The following is a 22,506-nucleotide window of genomic DNA, read 5'->3' as shown; positions in this document are numbered from 1 at the left end:
GGCCGCCCCCGCACCACCCCGGGAGCGGCCGCTCCGTCCTGCCTCCGGGACGGCGGCCCATGAGCATCAAGGCATCGCCCGAGGTCAACGCGATGATCTTCATCCTCACCGGGGAGAAGCTGATCGACGCCGACGAGGACCTCGCCTACGAGAGCCGGCGGCCCTACTCCGGCCTGGGCCGCAAGGTGGACCGGCTGTCCTCGCTGATCGACAAGTCCATCCACGACATCGCCGAGGTGATGCCGGACGACCTGTCCAAGTCGTACGCCCAGGCGATGGGCATGCTCATCGACGACGGCGGCAAGAACTACCTGCGCGAGTTCGCCGAACAACTCGACAAGATCGCCGAGGGCCGGCGCAAGACCTCCATGGACATCATGGAGTCCAAATGGCAGGTCATCGCCGAGGTCATCCGGCTGCTCATCGAGATCGCCATCTACCTGGCGATGTCCTTCTTCACCGGCGGCGCCTCGGCCAGCCAGATCATGATGGCCAAGCTGCGCAGCCGCTTCCTCATCCTCACCACGCTTAGCCACCTGCTCCAGCGGCTGCACCTGGCGCCCTCGCTGACAGAGGCGTTCGCCGAGGCGTTCACCACCTTCGCGGTGCGGCTGGCGATGATGAACTTCGCTCCGGACGGCCGCCGCCCCGACGGCTTCGACTGGAAGGACATCCTGAAGTCCGCCGCGTTCGGTGCTGCCGCGGGCTTCCTCACCAGCATCTTCGACGACATCGCGAAGAAGATCGTCAAGAGTTACGACAACACCTTCCTCAAGCACGGGTCCGACCTCGACTTCAAGCCCAACCCCAACCTCAGGAACACCCCGAAACCCGAGTTCGGGAACCACCGCCCCGGCCCCAAGCCGGACCCCGGCCCCGGACCCACCCCGAAGGACCGGCCGGACCCCGGCCCGAAGGCGAACGGCCCGGGCGTCCCGCACACCCCACCACTGACCTTCCGGAACAACGACCCGCTCTCCTTCCGGAACAACCCGAACCTGTGGCGCAACAGCCAGATCCTGCGCAACAACGCCGACCGTCCCGGCGCACTGGCCGGTCACTACGGCATCAAGGGCACGTCCGACTTCCTGGCGGCCGGCGCCGGTGAGGCGCTCGCGGAGATCCTGATCAAGGGCGCCTTCGACGGCGACTGGTCCACCAGCTGGTCCACCTTCGTCGGCGCGGGCATCAGCAGCCAGGTCGAGGCCACGCTCACCGACACCGCCCTCAACAGCGGTGCCGAACTGCGCCACGTCATCGACAAGTTGCGTCATCAGCCGCCCACCGTCTCCACCGGCGACGGCGACACCCGGGACACCGGCACCCGGGGCACCGCCGACTCCTCCGGCACCCGGGACGGTGACGGGCCGGGCCCTGCCGGCGGCGCCCCGGACACGGACCTCACCGGCGACAGCGGCTCCACGCGCACGCCCCCGCCGGTCCGCACCGCGGACGGCCCGCCGCCGTACACGAGCGTGGACCCTCCGCCCTACGCCGCCCAGAACCCCCCGGCGTACTCCCCGGGCCCGCTGCCCACGACGGCCGCCGAGAACGCCCTGTGGCAGCAGGTCCACAACGGCCCCGCCGACGTCCGCGAACAGGCCCTGCACGAGATCGCCGCCCTGCGCGGCGCCCAACCGCCCGGCAGCACGGAGATCGACGTCCGCGACACCCTCCACGGTGCCCTCTCGCAGGTGCCCGAGGTCCGGGTGGTGCCCCTCGGGGAGGGGCCCGCGGTCCAGGTCGCCGCCGACGAGGTCCGGCGGGCCCTGGACGGCTTCGGCACGGCGACGACGGTGGAGGACGCGGTCGGCGGGACGGGGTCGCCGGGCATCGACGTCAACCGCGGTTCGAACGGGACTGTCCAGAGTGACGCCGACGGTCCGGCCGGGCAGGAGGTGCCGGGCCGGGCCGGCGGCAGCCCCGTCGCGTCCAACGGCTCCCAGCAGGCGCCCGCTCCAGGCACCGGTGGCGCCCGGCCCGGTGGTGCGCCCGCGGCAGGAGGCACCCAGACCGCCCCCGGCTCCCAGACCGCCCCCGGCCCTCAGACTCCCTCCGGCTCCCAGTCCCAGGGCGCGCGCACCTCGGACACAACGACGGTGTCGGACGGTCAAAGCGCCACTCAGGACAGCACGGCGGTGCAGGACGGCCCGCACCACGCGCAGGACGGCTCCGCACGGCCCTCCGTGACCTCGGAAACCTCCGTCTCCGCCGTGACCTCGGATATCTCCGCCTCCGGGGAGACGACGTCCGTCCCGGTCAGCACCGTCTCCCCGGAGAGCGCCTCCTCCCTTGAGGTCGCGTTCCCGGCCGGGCCGCCCTCTTCCTCCGATCACCTCCTGACCCCGGACGCCGACGTCGCCGGCGTCCCGCCGAAGGTGAGCACCACCGGGTCCTACGCCGGCACCGGCGACGTGTCCCAGGCTCCGCCGGTGACGATCGTCGTCTCGGAGGTGCCGCCGCCCGGGGCGGGTTCGCCGGAGGCGGCCGGTCTGTTGAACCGCGCCGGGGCCGACCGCGCCGTGGTACTGGGGCCGGCGGTCACGCCCGACGGAGCGGGGCGGCCGACCCGCACCGCTGTCGAGCTGACGCGGGAGGGGCCGGGCGCTCCGGTCCGCGTCCGTCCGCTCACGAGCTCCCCGCCGACGCCGGACGGCCGCACCGCGAGCGCGGTCACCACGGAGACGGCCTTTCCCGCAGCCGACGTCCTCCTGCCGCTCGCCGACGCGCTCGGCCCGGTACCCCGCCCCGCCACCCAGAGCACCGCCACGACCGCCACGACCGACAGCAGCGGCCCGGTGAGCACCACCACCGCTCCACCCCCCGAGAAGGTGCTCACGGAGTCCTCCACGCCTCCGCGCGGCACGGGAACCACCCTCGATCCCGGCGGCGTTGCCGGTGTCCCCGCCGCGGCCAAGTTCGCCACCTTGTCCCGCCCCTGGACGGACACGGTCACCGACCTGCACCTGGAGTCGGGGCAGAGCGACGGAATCGGCGGTGACGCACCCGGCCCCGGTGGCGGACGCGGCCCCGGCGCCGGAGGCACCCCGCCCCCGCCTCCACTCACGACACCGGACACATCCGCGGCCCCGCCACCGGGAGGACGCGTCATCGTGCGGCCCGCGGAAGGCGCCGGACACGCGGAGGCCACCGACGACGGCGGCACCCCGGCCCGTGAAGCCGTGGTCACCACCCTGGACGGCCACACGGTCCCGCTCGCCCAGCTGCGCCGCTGGGTGTCGGAGACCGCCGCGAAACCGCGACCGGGACGTGCCGTACGGACGCTGACCGTCTCGCAGGACCCCGCCGACGACGGGACGCCGCGCGGCACGGGCCGTCGGGCGCTGCTCGACCTGGACACCTTCCGCGGGGTGCGCACCACGTCGGGTCCGACCCCGTCCGGTCCGACCCGCACGGTGTTCACCGGCCCACCGACCGCCCTGCCCGGCGCGGGCACCGACGAGGGCGCCGACTACTTCGTGGGGCACGGCACCCCGCGTACCGTCACACTCGGCACCGACGACGCCGCACGCCCCGCCGTGAAGGTCAGCGGTGTGCAGCTCGGGGAGGTGCTCCGGTCCTGGGCGCGGGACGGTGACCGGTCGCGGCCCCTCGTGCTGTTCTCCTGCGAGACCGGACGGCAGCCGCAGGTGGCGGGGCTGCCGGTGGCCCAGCACGTGGCGAACCGCACCGGACGGCCCGTGTACGCGCCGACCACCGAGGTGGGCACGGCCCGGGACGGGAACGGCGCCGTCCGTGCGGTGCTCACCGAAGGCTCGGACGGGCCGGGACGCTGGCGCCTGTTCACCCCGGAGCCCGGCGGCGCCGACCTGGACGCTCTCGCCCGCGACGCCGGTCTGCACTCGGGCCCCGGTCCCGCCGACGCCTTCGCCCGGGCCCGTACCCTCCAGCAGATCCGCACCCTGCGCGACGCCCTCGGTCCGGACGCCGAACAGCGGCCGGAGAACCGGGAGTTGCTCGCGGCACTGGCGTACGTGGACGGTCTGCGCTGGCTGAACCCCGACACCGCGGCCCGCTACGGCGACGGCCGGATGACACCGGACCTGCTGCGCCGGATGGTCGGCGACCGGCCCGGCGTCGCGGTCGACCCGGCGACCGGACCGACGACGGACCAGTACACGGACTTCCTGCGCGCCGCGGCCGAGCTGCGCGGCACCGCCGGACCGGAAACGACCCTCGACGCCCTGCTGCCCCCGCCGCCTCCCGCGCTGCCGCCGGACACCCAAGTCTCCCCGGACGACGTGCGCGGACTGGCCTACGCGCCGTCCGCGCGGATCACCTGGTCGCTCTCCGGCACTCCGCTGCCGCTGTCCGAGCTGGCCCTGAGCGCCGAGGACACCGCCGAACTCGCCCGGCGCAGGCCCGACCTCGCTCCGGCGCCGAGCCGCCCGGAGAGCCTCGCCGAGGACCTGACCCTGTTCAGCAAGGACGCCACGAGCGCGGAGCACGTGCGGGCGGACGGCCGGGCCTTCAGGCGGCTTGACACACCGGGCGGCGGGAACTGCCTGTTCCGGGCGCTGCTCGACAGCGCGCGCAGCCAGGACGTCCCACCCCCGTGGGCGGCGCGCGACGTCGCCGGGCTGCGCGGCCTGCTGCGTGACCGGATCGCCGGTTCCGAACTGGCCGCCGCGGCGGCCGAGGCCACCCCGGACCCGGTGCTCGCCGTGGTGGACGACCTGCGCATGACCGCGCTCGCCGGGGTACGCGACCCCGACGCGCAGCGCAGGATCACCCAGCGCTGGAACGGCATCGCGCAGGCCGTCGTCGAGGACGGCGACGCCCGGCGGTGGCGGCGCATCCTCAGGGACAGCGGCTACCCGCAACTCGCCCAGATCGCGCCCACCCCGGACGACGCACGACGGCTCGGCACCGAAGGACTCGTCGCGGCGGCGGCCGAACACGCCGGGCTGTGGGCCTCTCCCTTCGCCGACGTGCTCCCGCAGGCGCTGGCCCACACCCTCGACCTCGACCTGCGCCTCGTCCAGGCCGACCCGCACGCACCGGCCACCACCCTCGTCACCCCCCTCCATCCGGGCGGCCGTGGCGGCACCCTGCACCTGGCCTACAACGGCACCGACCACTACGACGCCCTGGTCCCGGCCACCGCGCCGCTCGGCCCCGTGCCCGGCACCGGCGCGACGCCCGAGGTCCCGGCCACCGGCGAGACGGACGGCGACGACCCCTTCGCCGCGTGGCTGCGCGGCATGGGCGGGGTCACCGACCTCGACAGCCCCGCCACCGAGACCCCCGACCGGGGCGACCCGGTGCCGCTGGAGACACAGCTCGAACGGCACCGCCCGGCCCGCCTGCTCACCGGCCCGGACGCCCGCCCGCCGGGCCCGCCGCCCCGCACCGTCACCTTCGAGGACGGCAGCCGGCTGCCGACCGTCCTCATCGACCCGGGCGCCGACCCCGGCCCGGACGGTGGCGGCCCGGCGTCCCGTGCGGACGCCACCCGCCCGAGCCGGCCGACCGGTCTCTTCGCGGGCCCCGGCGTGCTGACCCTGCGTTCGCCCGAGCAGGTCGCCGAGGAGATCCTCGGGCAGTTGCCGAAGAACCTGCGCGACCAGTTCGACGAGGCGGAACTGCTGCGCCTGCTGACCGACCAGCCCGGCGCCTTCACCGCCCCGCGCGGCGCACGCCTCGTGGGCCGGGAGAAGTCCGGCGTCGGCCACGAGATGACCGTCGAGGCCATCCCGTACCACCGCTGGGAGCGCTTCTCCGACGTGCACGGCGGCACCACGCGCGTGGACACCATGCGGCGTGGCCAGGCCGGTACGGGTGGCGGGCGCAGCGTCGGCCACGGACGCCGGATCGCCGCCGCGTTGAGCATGGGCCCGCCGCTCAACTGGCTGCTGAAGATCGGCGTCTCGCTGGGCTGGACCCGCCGCACCGACTACTCCCTGGGAACCCAGGCGTACGACCAGACCGAGCACCGCGCCCACGAGGGCTCGCACCTGCACCTGGACGACGTCCACTACCGGGTACGGGTGGAGCGCGTCACCGAGGGACCGAAGGCCCCGGGCCCGGCCACCTCGCCCGCGACGGGACCGAACTGGCGGCGCAGCCAGGTGCACACCGCGCACTTCGCCATGCGGGACGGTCTGAGCTGGCGCCTGCCCGACGACCTCACCGTGCCGTTCACCGGACCCCGCCGGGCCCCGCGGACGCTCACCTTCCCGGACGGGACCGAGCCGCGGATGACGGACACCACCGGACTGCACCTGGTGGACCCGCCCGAGGACGTCGCGCTCGCCCTGTCCGGTGCCCGGCCCGGCAGTTCGGCGCACCGCACCCTCGTCTCGTACGTCCGTCCGGGACGGTTGCTCGCCCTGTTCGGGCGGTTCGCCGGGCCGGTCAGCGGACCCGAGCTGACCCGGGGGAGCGCGTTGCGTCCGCTGGGGCACCTCGTCGTCGAGCGGTCGATCCCGCACCGTGCCACCCTGGTCGCCGAGTCGGTCAAGGCGGAGCTGCGCGACCTCACGCAGACCACGTACCAGAACGAGCGCGGTCACGTCCGCGACACCCGCTTCGGCATCCAGATCACCGCGGGCCCCAACCACACCCTCGTCGGCCCGGAGACCGACGTACGCCTCCAGGGCGGGCCGCTGGTCCGCGCGGACCTCAGCTCCGGGCGCGGCCACCACCTCGGCACCGACGCGGCCCGCAAGACGACCGGACGGCTGCGCAACCACCCGGTCGCGCTCTACCGGGTGGAGCGCACCCTCCTGGTGCGCACGGCCGGCGAGCCGCCGTCCGCGGCGCGTCCGGTGCGTGTGGTCAGCCTGGACTGGATCTCCACCCAGGACGCACGCCGGCTCGCCGGCTGGGACAGCCGCACGCCCGGACGGACCGGCCCCCACCCGGACGCCGAGCCGCCGGTGCCCTGGTACCTCACCCGGGAGGACCCGGTACACCTCGGCGGTCAGGTCCGCGCCGAGGGCTTCCGCCCCGACCGCGCGGGCGACGCCGTGACGACCGGCGGACGGAATCAGCCGGCGAACCAGCCCCAGAACCACGCCGGGCCCTCTGCCGCCCAGCACCCGCTGCGCGTCTTCGCGGACACCGTCCTCGACACGCTGCACCGCTCCTACCCGTCCCTCTTCGTCCCGCCGTCGATGCTGCGGCACCCGCGGCTGGCGCGCTTCTGGTACGGCGACGGCAGGATGCGGACCGCGCTGCACAACGACCGGCAGGTCCGCGAGGCGCTCAACCGGCCCACCCTGGCGCAGAGTCTGGACGACCTGACCAGCACCGGCGTGCCGGTCACCCTCACCGAGGACGGCAAGGTGCGCCGCGGCCACCACACGCTGATCCTGCGGGCGAGACTCACCGACCGCCGCTTCGAGACCACCATGAGCGAACGCTCGCTGCGCAGCGCGGTGATCGGCACCGAGGTGTCCGGGCAGGGGCAGCAGGCGTCCACCACCCTGTCCGCCGGCCTCGAGGTGGGCGTATCCCCGCGCGACCACGACAAGGTGCCCGAGGCGGGGCTGCCGCGCCGGACCGGCAACGTGTCCGTGGGCGCCCGCTACGCCAGGACCGAACAGAAGGGCACCCGCAGCACCGCCGCGGTCACCCACGACCACCTGACGTTCCAGAACGGCGCGGACCTCTACAGCTACCAGGTGGAACTGGGCGCCTCCTTCGAAGGCCACCGGCGCCCGCGCGGCTGGGCCCGACTCGTCTCGCTGGGCCTCCTCGGCGCCGGTGTCTTCGTCAGCAAGGTCGAGGAGCGCCCGCTGTTCCACCGGGGCAGCGAGACCGTGGGGCGCGTGGAGCTCGCCGTGCCCGCCGCGCACGGCTCCGACCGCTTCGCACCCGCCGACCCGCCACCCGCCGGACCGGCGCCGGCCGCCGCACCCGTACGGCTCTCCGCCGTCGAGGCCGACGAACTCCTCGACGGCACCCGCCCGTTGCCGAGCACGGACACGGCGGCGCAACGGCTCGTCCGCAGGCTGCTGCGCGCCCCGCACGTGGTGCTCAGCACCGAGGGCGGCGCGCGGCGCCAGCAGTTGATGCAGGACACGGCCGAGCGTGCCTCCGGCACCTCCTGGCATGTCAGCGCGCCCGGCGCGCCGGTGCGCAGCGCACTGCGGCGGGCCATGGCCGACCTCCACGTGGCCGGTCAACTCGGCCAGTATCTTGGCCCGTTCGGCTCCCGTATCACCGGGCTCAACGGCGCCGGACCGCTCCAGACGCACTACCTGAAGGCCGCCGTCCGCGGCGAACTGGACAACCTGCGGGTCAAGAGCGACCCCAAGGCGGCCAGCCTCGAAGCGACCATCGGCAACGAGCACCGCGTGGCCGGCAGCGCGAGCACCGTGTCGCACACCACTCTCGGCGTCCAGGGCGCCGACATGCCGCTCCAGCAGGCCCCCGGCGGACCGGCCGTCGTCGGCTCCTACTCGACCGCACTCCAGTACGCCTGGGGCAAGGGCCGCAGCGTCGCGCAGACCCTCACCCGGGGACGGAACACGACCCTCACCTACGCGGGCCGGATGTACCTGGTGGTCGCCGACGCCACCGAGACCATCGCCGTACGGGACCGCTGGACGGCGGCGATGGGCACCGTGGGCACCCGCGCTGGCACCGCGATCAGCTCCGCCGCCGGACGCCTGTCCGGGCGCCTCGGGCGCGCACTCGCCCCGCGCCGCGCCGCCGCCGCACTGCAACGGGTGCGCGACGCGGTGATGTTCCATCTGCCCATGCAGGACGTCATCGAGGCCGGGCTCGCCCCGGACGGCCTGGGCACCACCACCCCGCGCAACCTCGGCCGCGGCTACCGCGTGCCCCCCTTCCTGCGCGGCCGCCGCTTCCCCGGCCACCCCAGCGGCCGGCTCGACGCCAGTCGTGCCGCCCGGCAGCTCATGGAGCGGATGACGAGGATCGGCGTTCCCTCGCACGACCGGGAACAGGTCCTCCAGCGGCTCTCACCGGACTTCCTGCGCGCCCATCTGCACGAGCTGACGACCGACGGAATGACCCTGCCGGTGCGCCACCGCACCTGGCGCAACCCCAGCCGTCTGCCGGTCGGCGGCAGCCCGGCACAGGTCCGGTTCACGCTGACCCCGCGCACCACCACCGTCGAACGGCTGCGCACCGGCTTCGAGTTGGAGGACTACCGCACCACCAGCCGCGACAACTCCGGCAGCTCCTCCCAGGATCGCGGCGCCGACGTCACCCTCGCCACGGGGCAGCGCGCGGCGGAGAGCGGAGTCCTCCTCGCCAACCCCTCGCTCCAGGGCACCGCGGCCAAACAGCGGGCCGGCACCCGGACCGAGACCACCGGCAGCACCTCGATGCCGAACATCGCCACCACCCAGGCGCACGCCGAGATCGCCACCAGCTACATCCTGACCGTCACCATGACCGACGCGACCGGCGAGCGCCTGTCCCCGCGCGCCGTGGCATCGATCGGCACCCTGAACGAGATCGTCCCGGCCGGTCTGCTCACCCCCACCGACGACGGCACCGACGGCGTGCTCACCGAGGAGGACGTGCCCGAACCCGAGCGCGCCGTGACCATGCTGACCGCCGAACAGGCCCGCCCGCAGGGCGTCGCCGCCTGGCGCACCGGCGACGACGGCACCGGCCGGGCCGACCCGGACGTGCTGCCCTTCGACGACCGCATAGGCTCCGGCATCCTCGCCGTGGACATCCGGGGCGCGGCCAACGTGCAGGACGCCCTGACCCTCGCCACCGCCCGCGCCGACGGCCTCGGCGACGGCGACCTCGGCCGCCGCCACACCGGCGACGTCCTCACCGAACGCGTGCGCATGGCGCGCCTCACCCCGCTCACCGGCCTCGGCACCGCCCCCGCGCAGGCCCAGCAGGAGGCCACCACCCAGGTCGGCCTCACCTCGGGCTTCCGGGAAGCCCTCGGCGTGAACGGTTCACAGCTCCCCGCCCAGGCGTCCGCCCGCCTCTTCGGCCAGTCCCACACCGCCGGCTCCCGCCTCTACGCGAAGATGCACCGCACCGGCGCCCGGCTCCTCGCCGTCGAGAACAAGCCGCGCATGGAGGCCATGCAGCGCTCGAAGACCTCCGACGCACTGGAGGCCGGCATCACCGACAACGTCGAGGGAATGGTCGGCACCTCGCCGCTCGCGGGCAACAGCAACGCGGGCCTCACCAACCCGGGCGCCTCGGTCCCCGTCGGCGGCGCGAACGACGGCACCGCCCTGAAGGGCACCGTCGACACCACCCTCGGCACCCATTTGAAGGTCGTCACCGACCGCAGCATGCTCTTCGCGATTCCCGTGAGCTGGCTGACCGTGGCCGAGGTCGACCACCACTTCACCGACAGCCGCCCGCTGCGAGCGCTCGGCAAGGCCAAGCGCGGCCCACGCGCCGCCGAGGCCGAGACCACCGCCCTGGTCTGGCTGCGCGAGGACATCGCCCGCGACTACGGCCTCCTGGACGACACCACGTTCCCCGACGAGGTCGGCGCGGCCTGGGACGCCATGGCCAAGGCGGCCGGCGACCTCGCCGCGGCGGAGAAGGGCTACTACGACGCCCGGGCCCGGGCCCGTGAGACCTGGCTCGGCCTGACCCCGCAGGAGCAGGCGGCACTCGGCGACGACGACCCCGACCGGCCGACCGTCCTGCCGCAGGCCATGGCCCAGTCGCCGGCCGTCGCCGCCTGGCAGGCGGCCCGTGAGGAGGTCCGCCGCTGGCAGGCGCACACCGACTCCGCCGCCGCGGACCACCACCGCCTGCACCTCGCGGCCTCCCGCCTCACCGCCCACCACCAGGGCCGCGCGTCCGTTCCGGTGCCGGACCGGGCGCAGGAGCACACCGAGCCGGCGTGGCGCTCCGAGGCGCCCGAGCCGTACCGCATCACCGACGCCACCGACTCCGCCCCGCGCACCCTCACCTCGCCGGACGGCACGCTGGTGCGCGAGGTGCACGACATGCCGCACGACGGCGCCTCGTTCTTCCACGCGCTGATCGCCGTCGCCCAGGACCGCGGCCGGCTGCCCCACCTCCTGGGCACCGGCCTCGCGGCCCGGTTCAGCGCCGCTCCCGGAGACCCGGCGATCACCGAGCGAGCCGTGCGGGCCGCCCGCAACCGCCTCGCCTGGGAACTGGGCGAGAGCCGCAACGAGGACCTGCTCGACACCCTCGCCCTCGACGCCGCGGACACCTTCACCCAGGACGAACTCGACTTCGCGGGCGTGCGGCTGACCCCCGCCCAGCAGGCCGAGTTCGACGCGTTCGGCCGCCTCCCGCAGACACTCTGGCCGACCCCGGGGCAACGGGTGGCGCTCGCCACCGCCGCCCTGCTCCGGCCCTTCACCAGCGAGCCGCCGCAGGGCGGTACCGCGGACACCGCACACCCCGCCCCGCCCGAACGCCGCGCCGGCGACCACGGCGGCGCCGACCTGCTGCCCGCCCTCGCCGCCCGGCTCCTCGGCACCCCGCTGACCGTCGTGACCGGCGAAGGCCGCGAACAGCGCTTCCTCCCGCACGGCACCGACCCGGCAGCCGTCGACCCCGCCACCGATCCCGTCCTCCTCGCCGCCGGCGGCTACTTCCACGCCGCCCTCCCGCCCGGAACCCCGGCCCCGGTCGCCACCGCGCTGCCGGCGACGGCGACCACCTCGGGCACCGCCCCGGACGACGGAACCCCGGACCCCGCCCCGGCGCACCGCAGCCACGCCACCCCGCCCTGGCACCCGCCGGCCGACAGCACCGGCCCGCGCTACCGTCTCGACCGCGACGGCGTCCTCACCGCACCGGACGGCGCCACCTACGCCCAGGGCACACCCACCGGCCGTGGCAACGGCTTCTTCGCCGCGCTCTCCACCGCCCTGCACCACGCGTCCCGACAGCCCGGCCTGGACCACCACGAAGCGGGACGACTGCGCCGGCGCGCCGACATGCCGCCCGCCCAGCTGATGCGCCTGAACGGCCTGCCCGGCCCCCGCGCCGAGCGCGACACGCTCTTCGCACCGCCGCCCCTCGTCGTCCGCCCGGGCGCGCCCGCGCCGAGCCGGCACGCCCGCGACGGCCACCTGCGCCGCCATCTCGCCGAGGCTCCCTGGGGCCCGGGGGCCGACCGCGCGGTGGCCGAGTGGGCCGCCGCGGCGACGGGCACCACCGTCACCCTCGTCGAGGAGAACGGCACCGCCCACACCTACCCCGGCCCGTCCGGCGAAGCAGGCCCGCACCTTCGACTCCGGCGTCGCGGCGGCGACTTCGTCCCGCTGCTCCCGCGCACCCCGGCACCCGCGCCGAGCCCCGCGGTACCGGACCCGGACAGGGACCCGGCCGCCGTCCCGTCGTCCCCGTCCCGGACCGGCGGTGACCTCCCGGGCCTGCCCGGCGAGGAGGAGGCGTACGAGCTCCACACACTGTCGGGGGCGGGCGGGGCGACCGACGCGGAAGCGGACTCGGACGTCGAGATGGACCTCGACTCCGGCTCCGACAGCGAGCGGGAGGCCGTCGAGACGGACCCGGAGCACCCGTTCGCGCTCGAGTTCGCCACCCTGCTGGAGGAGCCCGAACTGCGGGCGGACGCCCTGCTGGACGTGGTCCGGCGGCGCAACGCACGACTCGGCGGCCTCCCGGACGTGGCGTTCGACAGCGCGTTCACCGAGCACACGGGGATCGGTGTGCCCGAGGCCCTGGACCAGGTGGAGCAGGCCGGCAGGCTGTCGTCCGAGGAGTACGAGGAGCTGCGGGAGGCGCTCGGCCTCGGGATCGGGGTTCCCTTCACGCAGACGAGGCCGCCCGGCACGTCCGAGCGGGACCGCCAGGTGACGCTGCGGATGCTGGACCGGGTCGCCCGCCTGGTGAAGGACGTGCTCCGCAAACCGGACCGCCAGGCCGACGCCCAGGTCACCCCGCATATCGCCGTCACCGTGCTGCCGGACGGCTCGCTCGGCATCGCCGGCAACACCGGTGCGAAGGCGCTCACCGCCGACGAGGCCGCCCTGGTCGAACAGGAACTGAGCTGGTTCGTCACCGGACAGGAACCGGGCGGCACCCAGCGGGTGCGGGAGCTCGAGCAATGGTCCAGGGACGAGGAGACCCACCGGCAGTGGGCTGCCCGGCTCGACCAGGAGGAGCGGGACCTCGCCGACCGGACCGCCGCACAGGCGGGCCTGCGGACGCGGCTGGAGGAGCAGTACGAAACGGGGGAGTGGGACGCCACCCTGGAGCAGCAGTGGAACACGCTCCTGGCGGACGAGACGGCCGCCGAGCAGGAGCAGCGGCGTCTGAGGGCGGAGCGGCAGCAGTGGCGGGGCGACGAACGGTGGCTGGCGCGACGGCGACCCGGTGTCGCGCGGGACGTCCGGGACCGTACGAAGCTGCGCGCACTGGCCACCGGCTGGTACCGCCTCTACCATCCTGACTCACCCGAACTCGACCTCGTCAAGCGGGCGTTGGCGAACCCGCGCATCCTCAACGTGGCGGGCCGGGACGGGACCCCGGCACCCGGGGAACACGGCTCCGAGCACGGTGAACTCACCCTCCTCGGGCACTGGGTCGCCCACTGGGAGAACAACCCCGGCGACCCGAACGCGCCCCGGACCCTGCCGCTGGGCGGGTTCAAGATGGCCTGCGCCGCCTGCGACCTCGCCTACCAGGCGGTCAACGAGCACATCGGACGCCCGCTCGGCCACCGCGTCCAGGCGTCCGGGACCCACGGCATCTTCTTCCCCGGCTGGCGCATGCCCCAGTGGATGCGGGAACGGCCGCACCTGGTGCGGCACATCAGGGACAACGCGGAGGACATCGGCGCCTACCTCGACCAGGGCGGCGTACTCCAGGGCGAGCGGACCGAGGGGACGCACGAGCAGTACCCCGCCGGGTCCTCGTCCGAGTACGAGTCCGGCGACGAGGCCATGGACACCGACGACCTGCCCGACTCCCCGGCGCCGGGCACATCCCCGCGGCTGCCGCGGACCGCGTCGTCCGGTTTGGACGAGCCCACCGCCACCCCGCCGGTCCCACGCGGCCCGCGCGACCACCGCCCTCGCTTCGTGGTGCGGTCCGGCTTCGACGCCCGCCGCTTCTCGTACGGAGGGGAGCCGGTCACCGACCTCACGGTGCGTCTGGCCATCCGGGGCCCCGAGGACCAGGCCGAGCAGGTACGCCGGCGACTGGACCAAGGCGTACGGCAGTTGCTCAACGACCCCGCGCACCGGCTGGCGGGCGGGGACCGGCTGCACGTGACCGTCGAGCACGTGGACCCCGACGACTCACCCCACCTCACCGTGGATCTCGCGGGCCGGGACCGGGCGATGGACCAGACGACCTGGTGGGCGGACGCGTCGCCGGCTCACCTCGTCCACGAGCTCACCCATCAGCTCGGCCTGCGCGACGAGTACCGGGACGCCGACGCGCCGCACCGCCCGCACGTCCCGGGCAGCCTCCTCGGTGCCCTGGACGAACCGCCGGAGGACGCCTCGCTCACCCCCGCCGGCCTCCGCGACCGGCACCTGGCGCTGCTGAGTGCCCTCATCGGCGAGGTGACGCCCCAGCCGCAGCAGGAGAGCCGGACGTGGGACGCGGCACGAACGGCCGCCACGCCCGTCACCCGGCGGTCGGTCTGGGTTGACCCCGTCTCCCTGCCCCGGACCGGTCCGGCGGAGGTCCCGGCGCGCATGCCGCAGGACGCGACCCTCACCCCCTTCCGGTCGGGCACCTACGAGTTCACCAACCTGAAGCACACCGACGAGACCTACCGCGACAAGGCCGTCCGCATCATCGACCTGCTGCGCAGGCACGACACGATCAGGGACTTCATCGGCGGCCGCCCCTGCCGCATCACCCTGCATCTGCGCACCACGCAGACCCCGGCCGACGTGATCGACCGCGGCGAGGCCGGGGTCGACATCAGCCTCGCGAGCTACTACTTCGAGAAGTACGGCATCGGCCACATCATGGGGATGCTGGCCCACGAGATCGGCCTGCACCCGCTCGCCTCCCGGAACACGAGCATCCCCGACGAGGAGGAGATGTTCGCGGGCGTGCCGCTCGCCGTACCCGGCCTGACCGATGTGAAGACACCGCGCACCATGAGCACCGAGGGCGCCGGCCAGGCGGACCACATCATGGCGGCGTTCCCCAGCAGCACCCGCCACCGCATCTACCGCGACATCGTCGTGAGGATGGCGGGCGTGCTGGCCCAGGACGTCCAGGCGGGGGAGGAGGGTGCGCAGGCCAAGGACGTCACCGATCTGATCGACACCTACCTCATGGACCTGGCGACCATCGCGGTCACCAACGACCGCCGCAAGGACGCGGCCTGGGAGCCCCGCTACACGGCGAAGGTCTACAACGCCTACAAGGAGATGTTCGTCGCGCAGCTGCCCGACGACAGCCCCGTCCGGCCGCTGCTGCCCGCGAACAAGAGCTGGTACAACGTCACCGGCAACTTCCTCGGTCTCGGCACCAGCTTCACGTTCAACAACCAGGGCGACAGCATCCAGACCGCCACCGCCACCGCCACCGCCACCGCCGAGGCCACCGCCACCGCCGACGAAGCCCGCCCGCGCCTTCCTCAGGCAGGCACCGGCACGGCCCTGCGGCCGTCCGGTACACCACAGCCGCGGCGCGACAACCGCCCCCGCTTCGTGGTGCGTTCCGGCTTCGACGCCCGCCGCTTCTCCTACGACGGCGAACCGGTCACCGACCTCACCGTCCGCGTCGCGCTGCGCGGCACCGACGCACAGGCGGCCCAGGTGTACGACCGGCTCACCGCGGGCGTGCACGAGTTCCTGAACAACCCCGGGCACCGGCTCCCCAACGGCGACCGGCTGCACGTCACCGTCGAACTCGTCCGGCCGGAGGACTCCCCGCACCTGACCGTGGACCTCGCGGGACGGGACCGGGTGATGGACCAGACCACATGGTGGGCGGATGCCGATCCGGTCCAGTTCGTCCACGAACTCACCCATCAGCTGGGCCTGCGCGACGAGTACCGCGACGCCGACTCGCCGCACCGCCCCCACATCCCCGGCAGCCTCCTCGGCGCGCTGGACGAGCGGCCCGACGACGCGTCCCTCACCCCTGCCAGCCTCCGAGGACGGCACCTGGCCCTGCTCGGCGCGCTCATCGGACCCGTGACCCCGAGCCCACACCCCCAGGACGAGGAGCGGACCTGGGACGCGGCCCGTACCGGCACCGCACCGGTTCCCCGCCGGTCGGTCTGGGTGGACCCGGTCTCCCTGCCCCGGACCCGGCCGGCCGACACCGGCACCGGCGTCCCCGCCCGCGTGCCGCAGGACGGCACGCTCACGCCCTTCAAGTCCGGCAACTTCGAGTTCACCAACCTGAAGCACACGAACGAGCGGTACCGCGACAAGGCCGTGCGCATCATCGAACTGCTCGGGGACCACCCGACGATCAGGGACTACATCGGCGGGCGCCCCTGCCGCATCACCCTGCACCTGCGCACCACGCAAACGCCTGCCGACGTACGGGACCTGGGCGACGACGGCGTGCAGATCAATCTCGCCAGCTACTACTTCGAGAAGTACGGCATCGGCTACGTCATGGGGATGCTGGCCCACGAGATCGGTCTCCACCCGCTCGCCTCCCGCAACCGGGACATCCCGGACGAGGAAGCGATGTTCCACGGCGTTCCGCTCCCGGTGCCCGGGCTGGCCGATCTGAAGACTCCGCGCACGATGAACACGGACGGCGCGGGCCAGGCGGACCACATCATGGCGGCTTTCCCCAGCAGCACGCGCCACGGGATCTACCGGGACATCGTCCTGACGATGGCCGACATGCTGGCCCGGGCCGCGCGGGCGGGCGTGGAGGGTGCGAAGGCGAAGGACGTCACGGACCTCATCGACTGCTACCTCATGGACGTCGCGTCCATCGCGATCACCAGCGACTACCGCATGAACGCCGCCAAGGAGCCCGGCAACACCGCCAAGGTCTACAACGCGTACAAGGCCCTGCTCGCCCAGCACATGCCGGAGGACAGCCCCGCCCGCCCCTTGCTGCCCGCCGACAAGGGACTGTTCGGCGTCGTACGCGACTTCGCCCAGCTCGCCACCAGCCTGGCGACGAACAACCGCGGCGACAGCATCCAGCAGCCCTTGACCGAGGACGAGGCGCGCCCCCGGCTGCCGCAGGGCACGGACCCGCTTCCGCAGCGGACCCGCGCGGTCACACCCCGCTCGCGCGACCGCCGTCCGCGGTTCGTGGTGCGGGCCGGCTTCGACGCACGGCGATTCCGGTACGAGGGCGAGATGGTCACCGACCTCACCGTGCGCCTGGCGATCCGGGGATCGGAGGACCAGGCCACGCGGGTGCGCGAACGGCTCGCGGCAGGGGTGCGCGAGTTCCTGAACGCCCCCGCCCACCGTCTGCCGAACGGTGACCGCCTGCACGTGACCGTCGAGCACGTGGACCCGTCCGAGGGCCCGCAGTTGACCGTGGACCTGGTGGGCCGGGACCGGGCGATGGACCAGAACACCTGGTGGGCCGATGCCGACCCGGTCCAGTTCGTCCACGAGCTCACCCACCAGCTGGGCCTGCGCGACGAGTACCGCGACGCGGCGTCCCCGCACCGCCCGCACGTCCCGGGCAGCCTGCTGGGTGCTCCGAACGAGCCCCCCGAGGACTCCTCACTCGCCGTCGGCGGCCTCCGCGACCGGCACCTGGCCCTGCTCGGCGCCCTCATCGGGGACGTCACCCCTGCCCCGGCGACGGACACCCGGCCGACCTGGGACGCGGCCCGTGCCGCGGCCGTACCCGTGCCGCACACGTCGGTCTGGGTGGACCCGGTCTCCCTGCCCGAGCGGGACGTCGACTCCGCGGCGGCCGACGGGGTCCCGGCGCGGATGCAGCAGGATCCGAACACCTCGGCGGAGCCCGCCTACGTGCCGTTCTCCTCGGGGAACTTCGCGTTCACCAACCTGAGGTTCACGGACGACAGGTACCTCGCCAAGGCCGTCCGGATCATGGACCTGCTGCGCAGGCACGACACGATCCGGGACTACGTCGGCGGCCGCCCCTGCCGCATCACGCTCCGCGTCCGCACCACCGAGACGCCGGCCGATGTGATCGACCGCGGCGAGGCCGGGGTCGAGATCAACCTCGCGAGCTACTACTTCGAGAAGTACGGCATCGGCCACATCATGGGGATGCTGGCCCACGAGATCGGCCTGCACCCGCTCGCCTCCCGGAACACGAGCATCCCCGACGAGGAGGAGATGTTCGCGGGAGTCCCGCTCGCCGTACCCGGCCTGACCGATCTGCGCACCCCCCGCACGATGAACACCGAGAGCGCGGGCCAGGCCGACCACATCATGGCGGCGTTCCCCAGCAGCACCCGCCACGGGATCTACCGGGACATCGTCGTGTCGATGGCCGTGATCCTGGAGCAGGACGCGGTCGCCGGAGCGGAGGGCGCGCGGTCCGGCGACGTGACGGACCTGCTCGACTGCTACCTGATGGACCTCGCCTCGATCGCGGTGACCAACGACCACCGGATGAGCGCGGCGACGGAGCCCGGCTACACGGCGAAGGTCTTCAACGCCTACAAGCAGGCGCTCCTCGCCCGGTTGCCGGCCGACTCCCCGCTGCGGGCACTCGTCCCGCCGGACAAGAGCATGTTCGGAGTGATCAACGACTTCCGGCGCATCGGCACCTACCTCGCGATCAACAACCGCGGCGACAGCATCCAGCAGACCGACCTGACCTGACCTGACCGAGCGAAGCGTCCCGATCGAGGTTTCAGGAGAAAGCGGCCGATGCCGCAAGGATTCGGGCGTATGAGCCGGGGGTGACGCCCCACCCGTTCGGCCCGTCAAGATCTCCCCGCGCCGTCAGACTCCTGGGAGGGAACGCCCCTTCGGGGCTGTACGCAGGGGTGATACGGGGTGGGTGTGACCGAGCGCGGCGATCAGCGGCGGGACGAGGACCCGGCGCGTGCGGTACCGCGGCACGTGGCCTGTGTGATGGACGGCAACGGCCGCTGGGCGCAGCGGCGTTCGCTGCCCCGAACGGCGGGCCACCGGGCCGCGGAGACCACCGTCATCGACATCATCGAGGCGGCCCGGACGGCCGGCGTCGAGTGGCTCAGCCTGTACGCCTTCTCCACCGAGAACTGGAACCGTCCCGGCACCGAGGTCGACTACCTGATGCGCCTGGTCCGCCGGGTCGTGCGCAGACACGCGCCGCTGCTGCTCGCCCGTGGCATCCGCTGCCGTTTCCTCGGGGTCGCGGACCCGCGCATCCCCCGTGAACTGGCCCAGGACTTCGACGACCTCGCGACCCTGACCGCCGGCAACCACGGGATGACGCTGACCGTCGCCTTCGACCACGGCGGACGCCGGGACATCGTCGAGGCCGCCCGGTCCCTGATCCGCCGCGGGACACCCGCCGACGAGGTGACCGAGCACGTCTTCGCGGACCACCTTCCGTTCCCCGACACCCCCGACGTGGACCTCGTGATCCGCACCTCCGGCGAGCAGCGCATCTCCAACTTCATGCTCTGGCAGGTCGCCTACGCCGAGTGGGTCTTCCCCGAGGCGCTCTGGCCGGACTTCCGCGCCCCCGACTTCCTCGCCTGCCTGCAGACGTACCGGCGCCGTGACCGCCGCTTCGGCGGCGTGCCATCCCAGACGAACGGAGAGCCCTCATGACGACCGGAACCACCACAACGACCGACGAGACACCCCTGTTCGGCCCGGAGTCCCAGTTCCGCGCCTTCTTCGACGACCCGCGCTGGGCGCCGGCCATGATCCGAGCCACCGTGCTGGAGGCCGCCCACCCGCAGATCGGCGCCGCCCTCGCCGACAACTCCACCTTCGTCGCCCACCCATGGCGCCGGCTGCGCAACACCTTCCTCAGTATGCGCCGCATGTTCGACGCCGACCCGGCGGTACGCGAACGGGAGGCCGCACGGCTCAACAGGCTGCACGCCCGGATGAGCGGTTCCGACTCCCGCGGCCGCGCCTACGACGCCATGGACCGCGCGACCCGCGCCTGGGTCGTCGCCACCCTCTTCGAGAGCGCCGTCACCATGTGCCGGCTGAGCGGCCAGCCGCTCGACCAGGACACCATGGAGCGCATGTACGCCGAGTACCGCGCGTTCCTCGCCGCGCTCGACGGCGACGCCGGGGAGCTCCCGGAGGACCTGAACGACTTCTGGCGGTACTTCGACAGGGTCGTCGAGGAAGAGCTGGAGAACACCGAGGCCGCCCGCGTCATCCTCTACCGGCTCTTCGACCATCTGCCCGCCCCGGCGCTGCTCGGCGGCGCGCCGACGCTGTGGGCGGCCGGCCGGGCCGTCGTCGGTCCGCTCCTCGGCGCGATCACCGTCGCCTCGCTCCCCGAGGCCTACCGGCGCAAGGCCGGGCTGCCGGAGATGCCCGGTGCCCCGACCCTCATGCAGGGCGCCTACCTCGCCGCCGGGCTCACCCGCTTCCTGCCCACCGGCTGGTTCGACGCCGAGACCATCATCGAGATCCTGTCCCTCTCGCCCGACAGCGACGATCCCCGCGCCCGGACCGTGACCGCACTGCACGCCCGTATGAAGCAGGCGTCGGCCCTGCTCCGCCTCCTCACGCCGCTGGGCGCGGACACCGCACCCGACCCGGCGCCGGCCCCCTCGGGTCAGGGCCGGCGTTCGGCGGAGGAGTTCTTCCGCGAGGTGCTGGACCAGACGGGCGACGGCCACCTCGACTGGCCCGACCTCGCGGCCTTGGCACGCGAACTGGCCACCCGCCTCGACCTGGACGAACCCGAGGAGACTCGCCTCTACGACGCCTTCGCCGCCTGGTGGCGCGAGCTCCAGGCCGCCCTCGACACGGATGGCGACGGCCGTGTCAGCGCCGAGGAGTACGCCGCCGCCGTACCCTCGCTCGCCGGCCCCGCGCTCATCCGGGTCGCCGAGGTGCTCTTCGACGCCACCGACAAGGACGGCAGCGGGACCATCGACGCGGAGGAGTACCGGGCCCTCTTCCGCACCGCCTTCCACCGCGACCTCACCACCACCGACGGCACCTACGGGCGCAGCGCCTTCGTGGGCGACTTCCTCGCCTTCATGTCGGGCCGCCGCCCGAACACCCCGTACGACCCCCTGCTCGCCGACGCCTGATTCCGCCCGCGACGAGGCACCCGGTGCGGCGCACGGACTCGTCGTCCCCCGTCACGACCGAGGAGCGGCAAGGTCGACGAGGCCACCCTCGATACGGGTTTGTGAGGCCGGCTCCCGCCCGGACCGACCGAGCCGGTGCGACGGGGCGGGGCCCCCGCCCGCCACTCAGACGGAGCGGGACGGGGGCCCCGACGGGTCGTCGGGGCCGGCTGCGCGCAGCGGCCTGAACTCCACGGCCACGACCCCGTCGACCTCCCGGCACATGTCCTCCAGCACGGGGACGGCCGTCCGGGAGGACAGGCGCCCACTGAGCACGACATGGCCGTGCGTGACGTCCACCTGCAGTTCGGAAGGGGACTCGCCGAGGGCCTTGACGAGGACCTCCTAGACGATCTCCCTGCGGATCGCCTGATCCGTGCGCAGATACACCCGCAGCAGGTCGCTCCTGCTCACCACGCCGATCAGACGGCCGTCGGCGTCGACGACGAGGAGCCGCTTCACGCCGTGCCGCGCCATCACCCGGGCCGCTTCGACCACACTCCAGTCCTCCCGCGCACACAGCGCCGGCGACGTCATCAGCCCCGCCGCGTCGATGGCGCGGGCCTTTCCCGGCCCTGCGGAGACGTCGGACCCGTCCTCGGCGTCCTGCGGTTCGCCCCGCATCTTCTGGAGGAGGTCCGCCTCCGACACCACACCCAGTGGACGATTCTGGTCGTCCACGACGGGAACGGCGGTGATGTCGTACTCCTGGAGCAGGTGGGCGATCTCCTTGAACGGCGTACCGGCCTGGACACGGACGACAGCCTCGCTCATCTGGTCGCGCACCTTCTGGTGGTTCATCGAGGCATTCCCTTCTCCCACCACCGGTGTGGAAGGAAGCGTCCAGTGGCGCCTCGGTGATGCCCCTCGCTCCCTCCTTCGAACATAGTCGTAGGCGCGGGGAGGCCGGCAGCCCAGGCAGCCGTTCGCGCGACGGCTGACCACTCGGGGATGGTCCCACGCCGCCGGTGGCCCTCGGTGACGGCGACGCGACCTGCGGCGCGTGGTCCGTGCGACTGGAATCGAACCTGTGAACGCCGTCGCGGTGTCCCCGCCCGGTCGGACCGGGTCGCCGCTCACTCGGGACGGGCTGCCCCCGACCGAGTGAGCGGCGAGCGCGTCAGGCCTCGGTGCCGGTCGGTGTGCCTTCGTCGAGCATGGCGAGCGTCAGGACATCGCCGCCGATGCCCCAGCCACCGTCGGTGACCTCCTCGACGAGGACCATGGTGTTGGCGCGGGCGCGTTCGCCGTAGAGCTCGACGTACAGCTCGGTGGTGCGGGTGACGATCTCCTCCTTCTGCTTCGTGGTGAGGGTCTTCGCGGGGACCTTGAAGTTGGCGAAAGGCATGACTGGTTTCCCGTTCTCGGTG

At 73.6% G+C, this 22,506-nt stretch carries 4 protein-coding genes and 1 pseudogene; 3 read left to right on the top strand and 2 right to left on the bottom strand.

The window, feature by feature from the left end:
• The first annotated feature begins 59 nt into the window (after positions 1 to 59).
• The 3 genes from ABZ899_RS25825 (at position 60) to ABZ899_RS25815 (ending at position 21,097) form a co-directional block, all read left to right on the top strand.
• Positions 60 to 18,698: a hypothetical protein gene (locus ABZ899_RS25825; protein ID WP_361350390.1), complete on the top strand. Its 18,639-nt coding sequence runs from the start codon at positions 60 to 62 to the stop codon at positions 18,696 to 18,698.
• Positions 18,699 to 18,953: 255 nt separating this feature from the next.
• Positions 18,954 to 19,640, top strand: a complete 687-nt coding sequence (uppS, locus tag ABZ899_RS25820; protein WP_361350490.1) for a polyprenyl diphosphate synthase — start codon at positions 18,954 to 18,956, stop codon at positions 19,638 to 19,640.
• A complete protein-coding gene (locus ABZ899_RS25815; protein ID WP_361350389.1) occupies positions 19,637 to 21,097 on the top strand; it encodes an oxygenase MpaB family protein in 1,461 nt (486 codons plus the stop codon). The genes uppS and ABZ899_RS25815 overlap by 4 nt, the downstream gene beginning before the upstream one ends.
• Before the next feature lie 165 nt (positions 21,098 to 21,262).
• Here ABZ899_RS25815 and ABZ899_RS25810 read toward each other — a convergent pair.
• Positions 21,263 to 21,937: pseudogene (locus ABZ899_RS25810) on the bottom strand (CBS domain-containing protein).
• Positions 21,938 to 22,256: 319 nt separating this feature from the next.
• Complete coding sequence (locus ABZ899_RS25805; RefSeq protein WP_361350387.1) at positions 22,257 to 22,484, bottom strand: tautomerase family protein; 228 nt, start codon at positions 22,482 to 22,484, stop codon at positions 22,257 to 22,259.
• Positions 22,485 to 22,506: the final 22 nt, after the last annotated feature.

Origin of the sequence: Streptomyces sp. NPDC046859, from assembly GCF_040645135.1 — a bacterium.
In the GTDB taxonomy this organism is placed as follows: Bacteria; Actinomycetota; Actinomycetes; order Streptomycetales; family Streptomycetaceae; genus Streptomyces.
The sequence above is the reverse complement of the archived record's forward strand: the minus strand, read 5'-3'. Positions and strand labels throughout refer to the sequence as shown.

Coding starts and splice junctions, on each gene's coding strand:
- ABZ899_RS25825 (WP_361350390.1), top strand. CDS start 60: ATGAGCATCAAGGCATCGCCCGAGGTCAACGCGATGATCTTCATCCTC.
- uppS (WP_361350490.1), top strand. CDS start 18,954: ATGGACGGCAACGGCCGCTGGGCGCAGCGGCGTTCGCTGCCCCGAACG.
- ABZ899_RS25815 (WP_361350389.1), top strand. CDS start 19,637: ATGACGACCGGAACCACCACAACGACCGACGAGACACCCCTGTTCGGC.
- ABZ899_RS25805 (WP_361350387.1), bottom strand. CDS start 22,484: ATGCCTTTCGCCAACTTCAAGGTCCCCGCGAAGACCCTCACCACGAAG.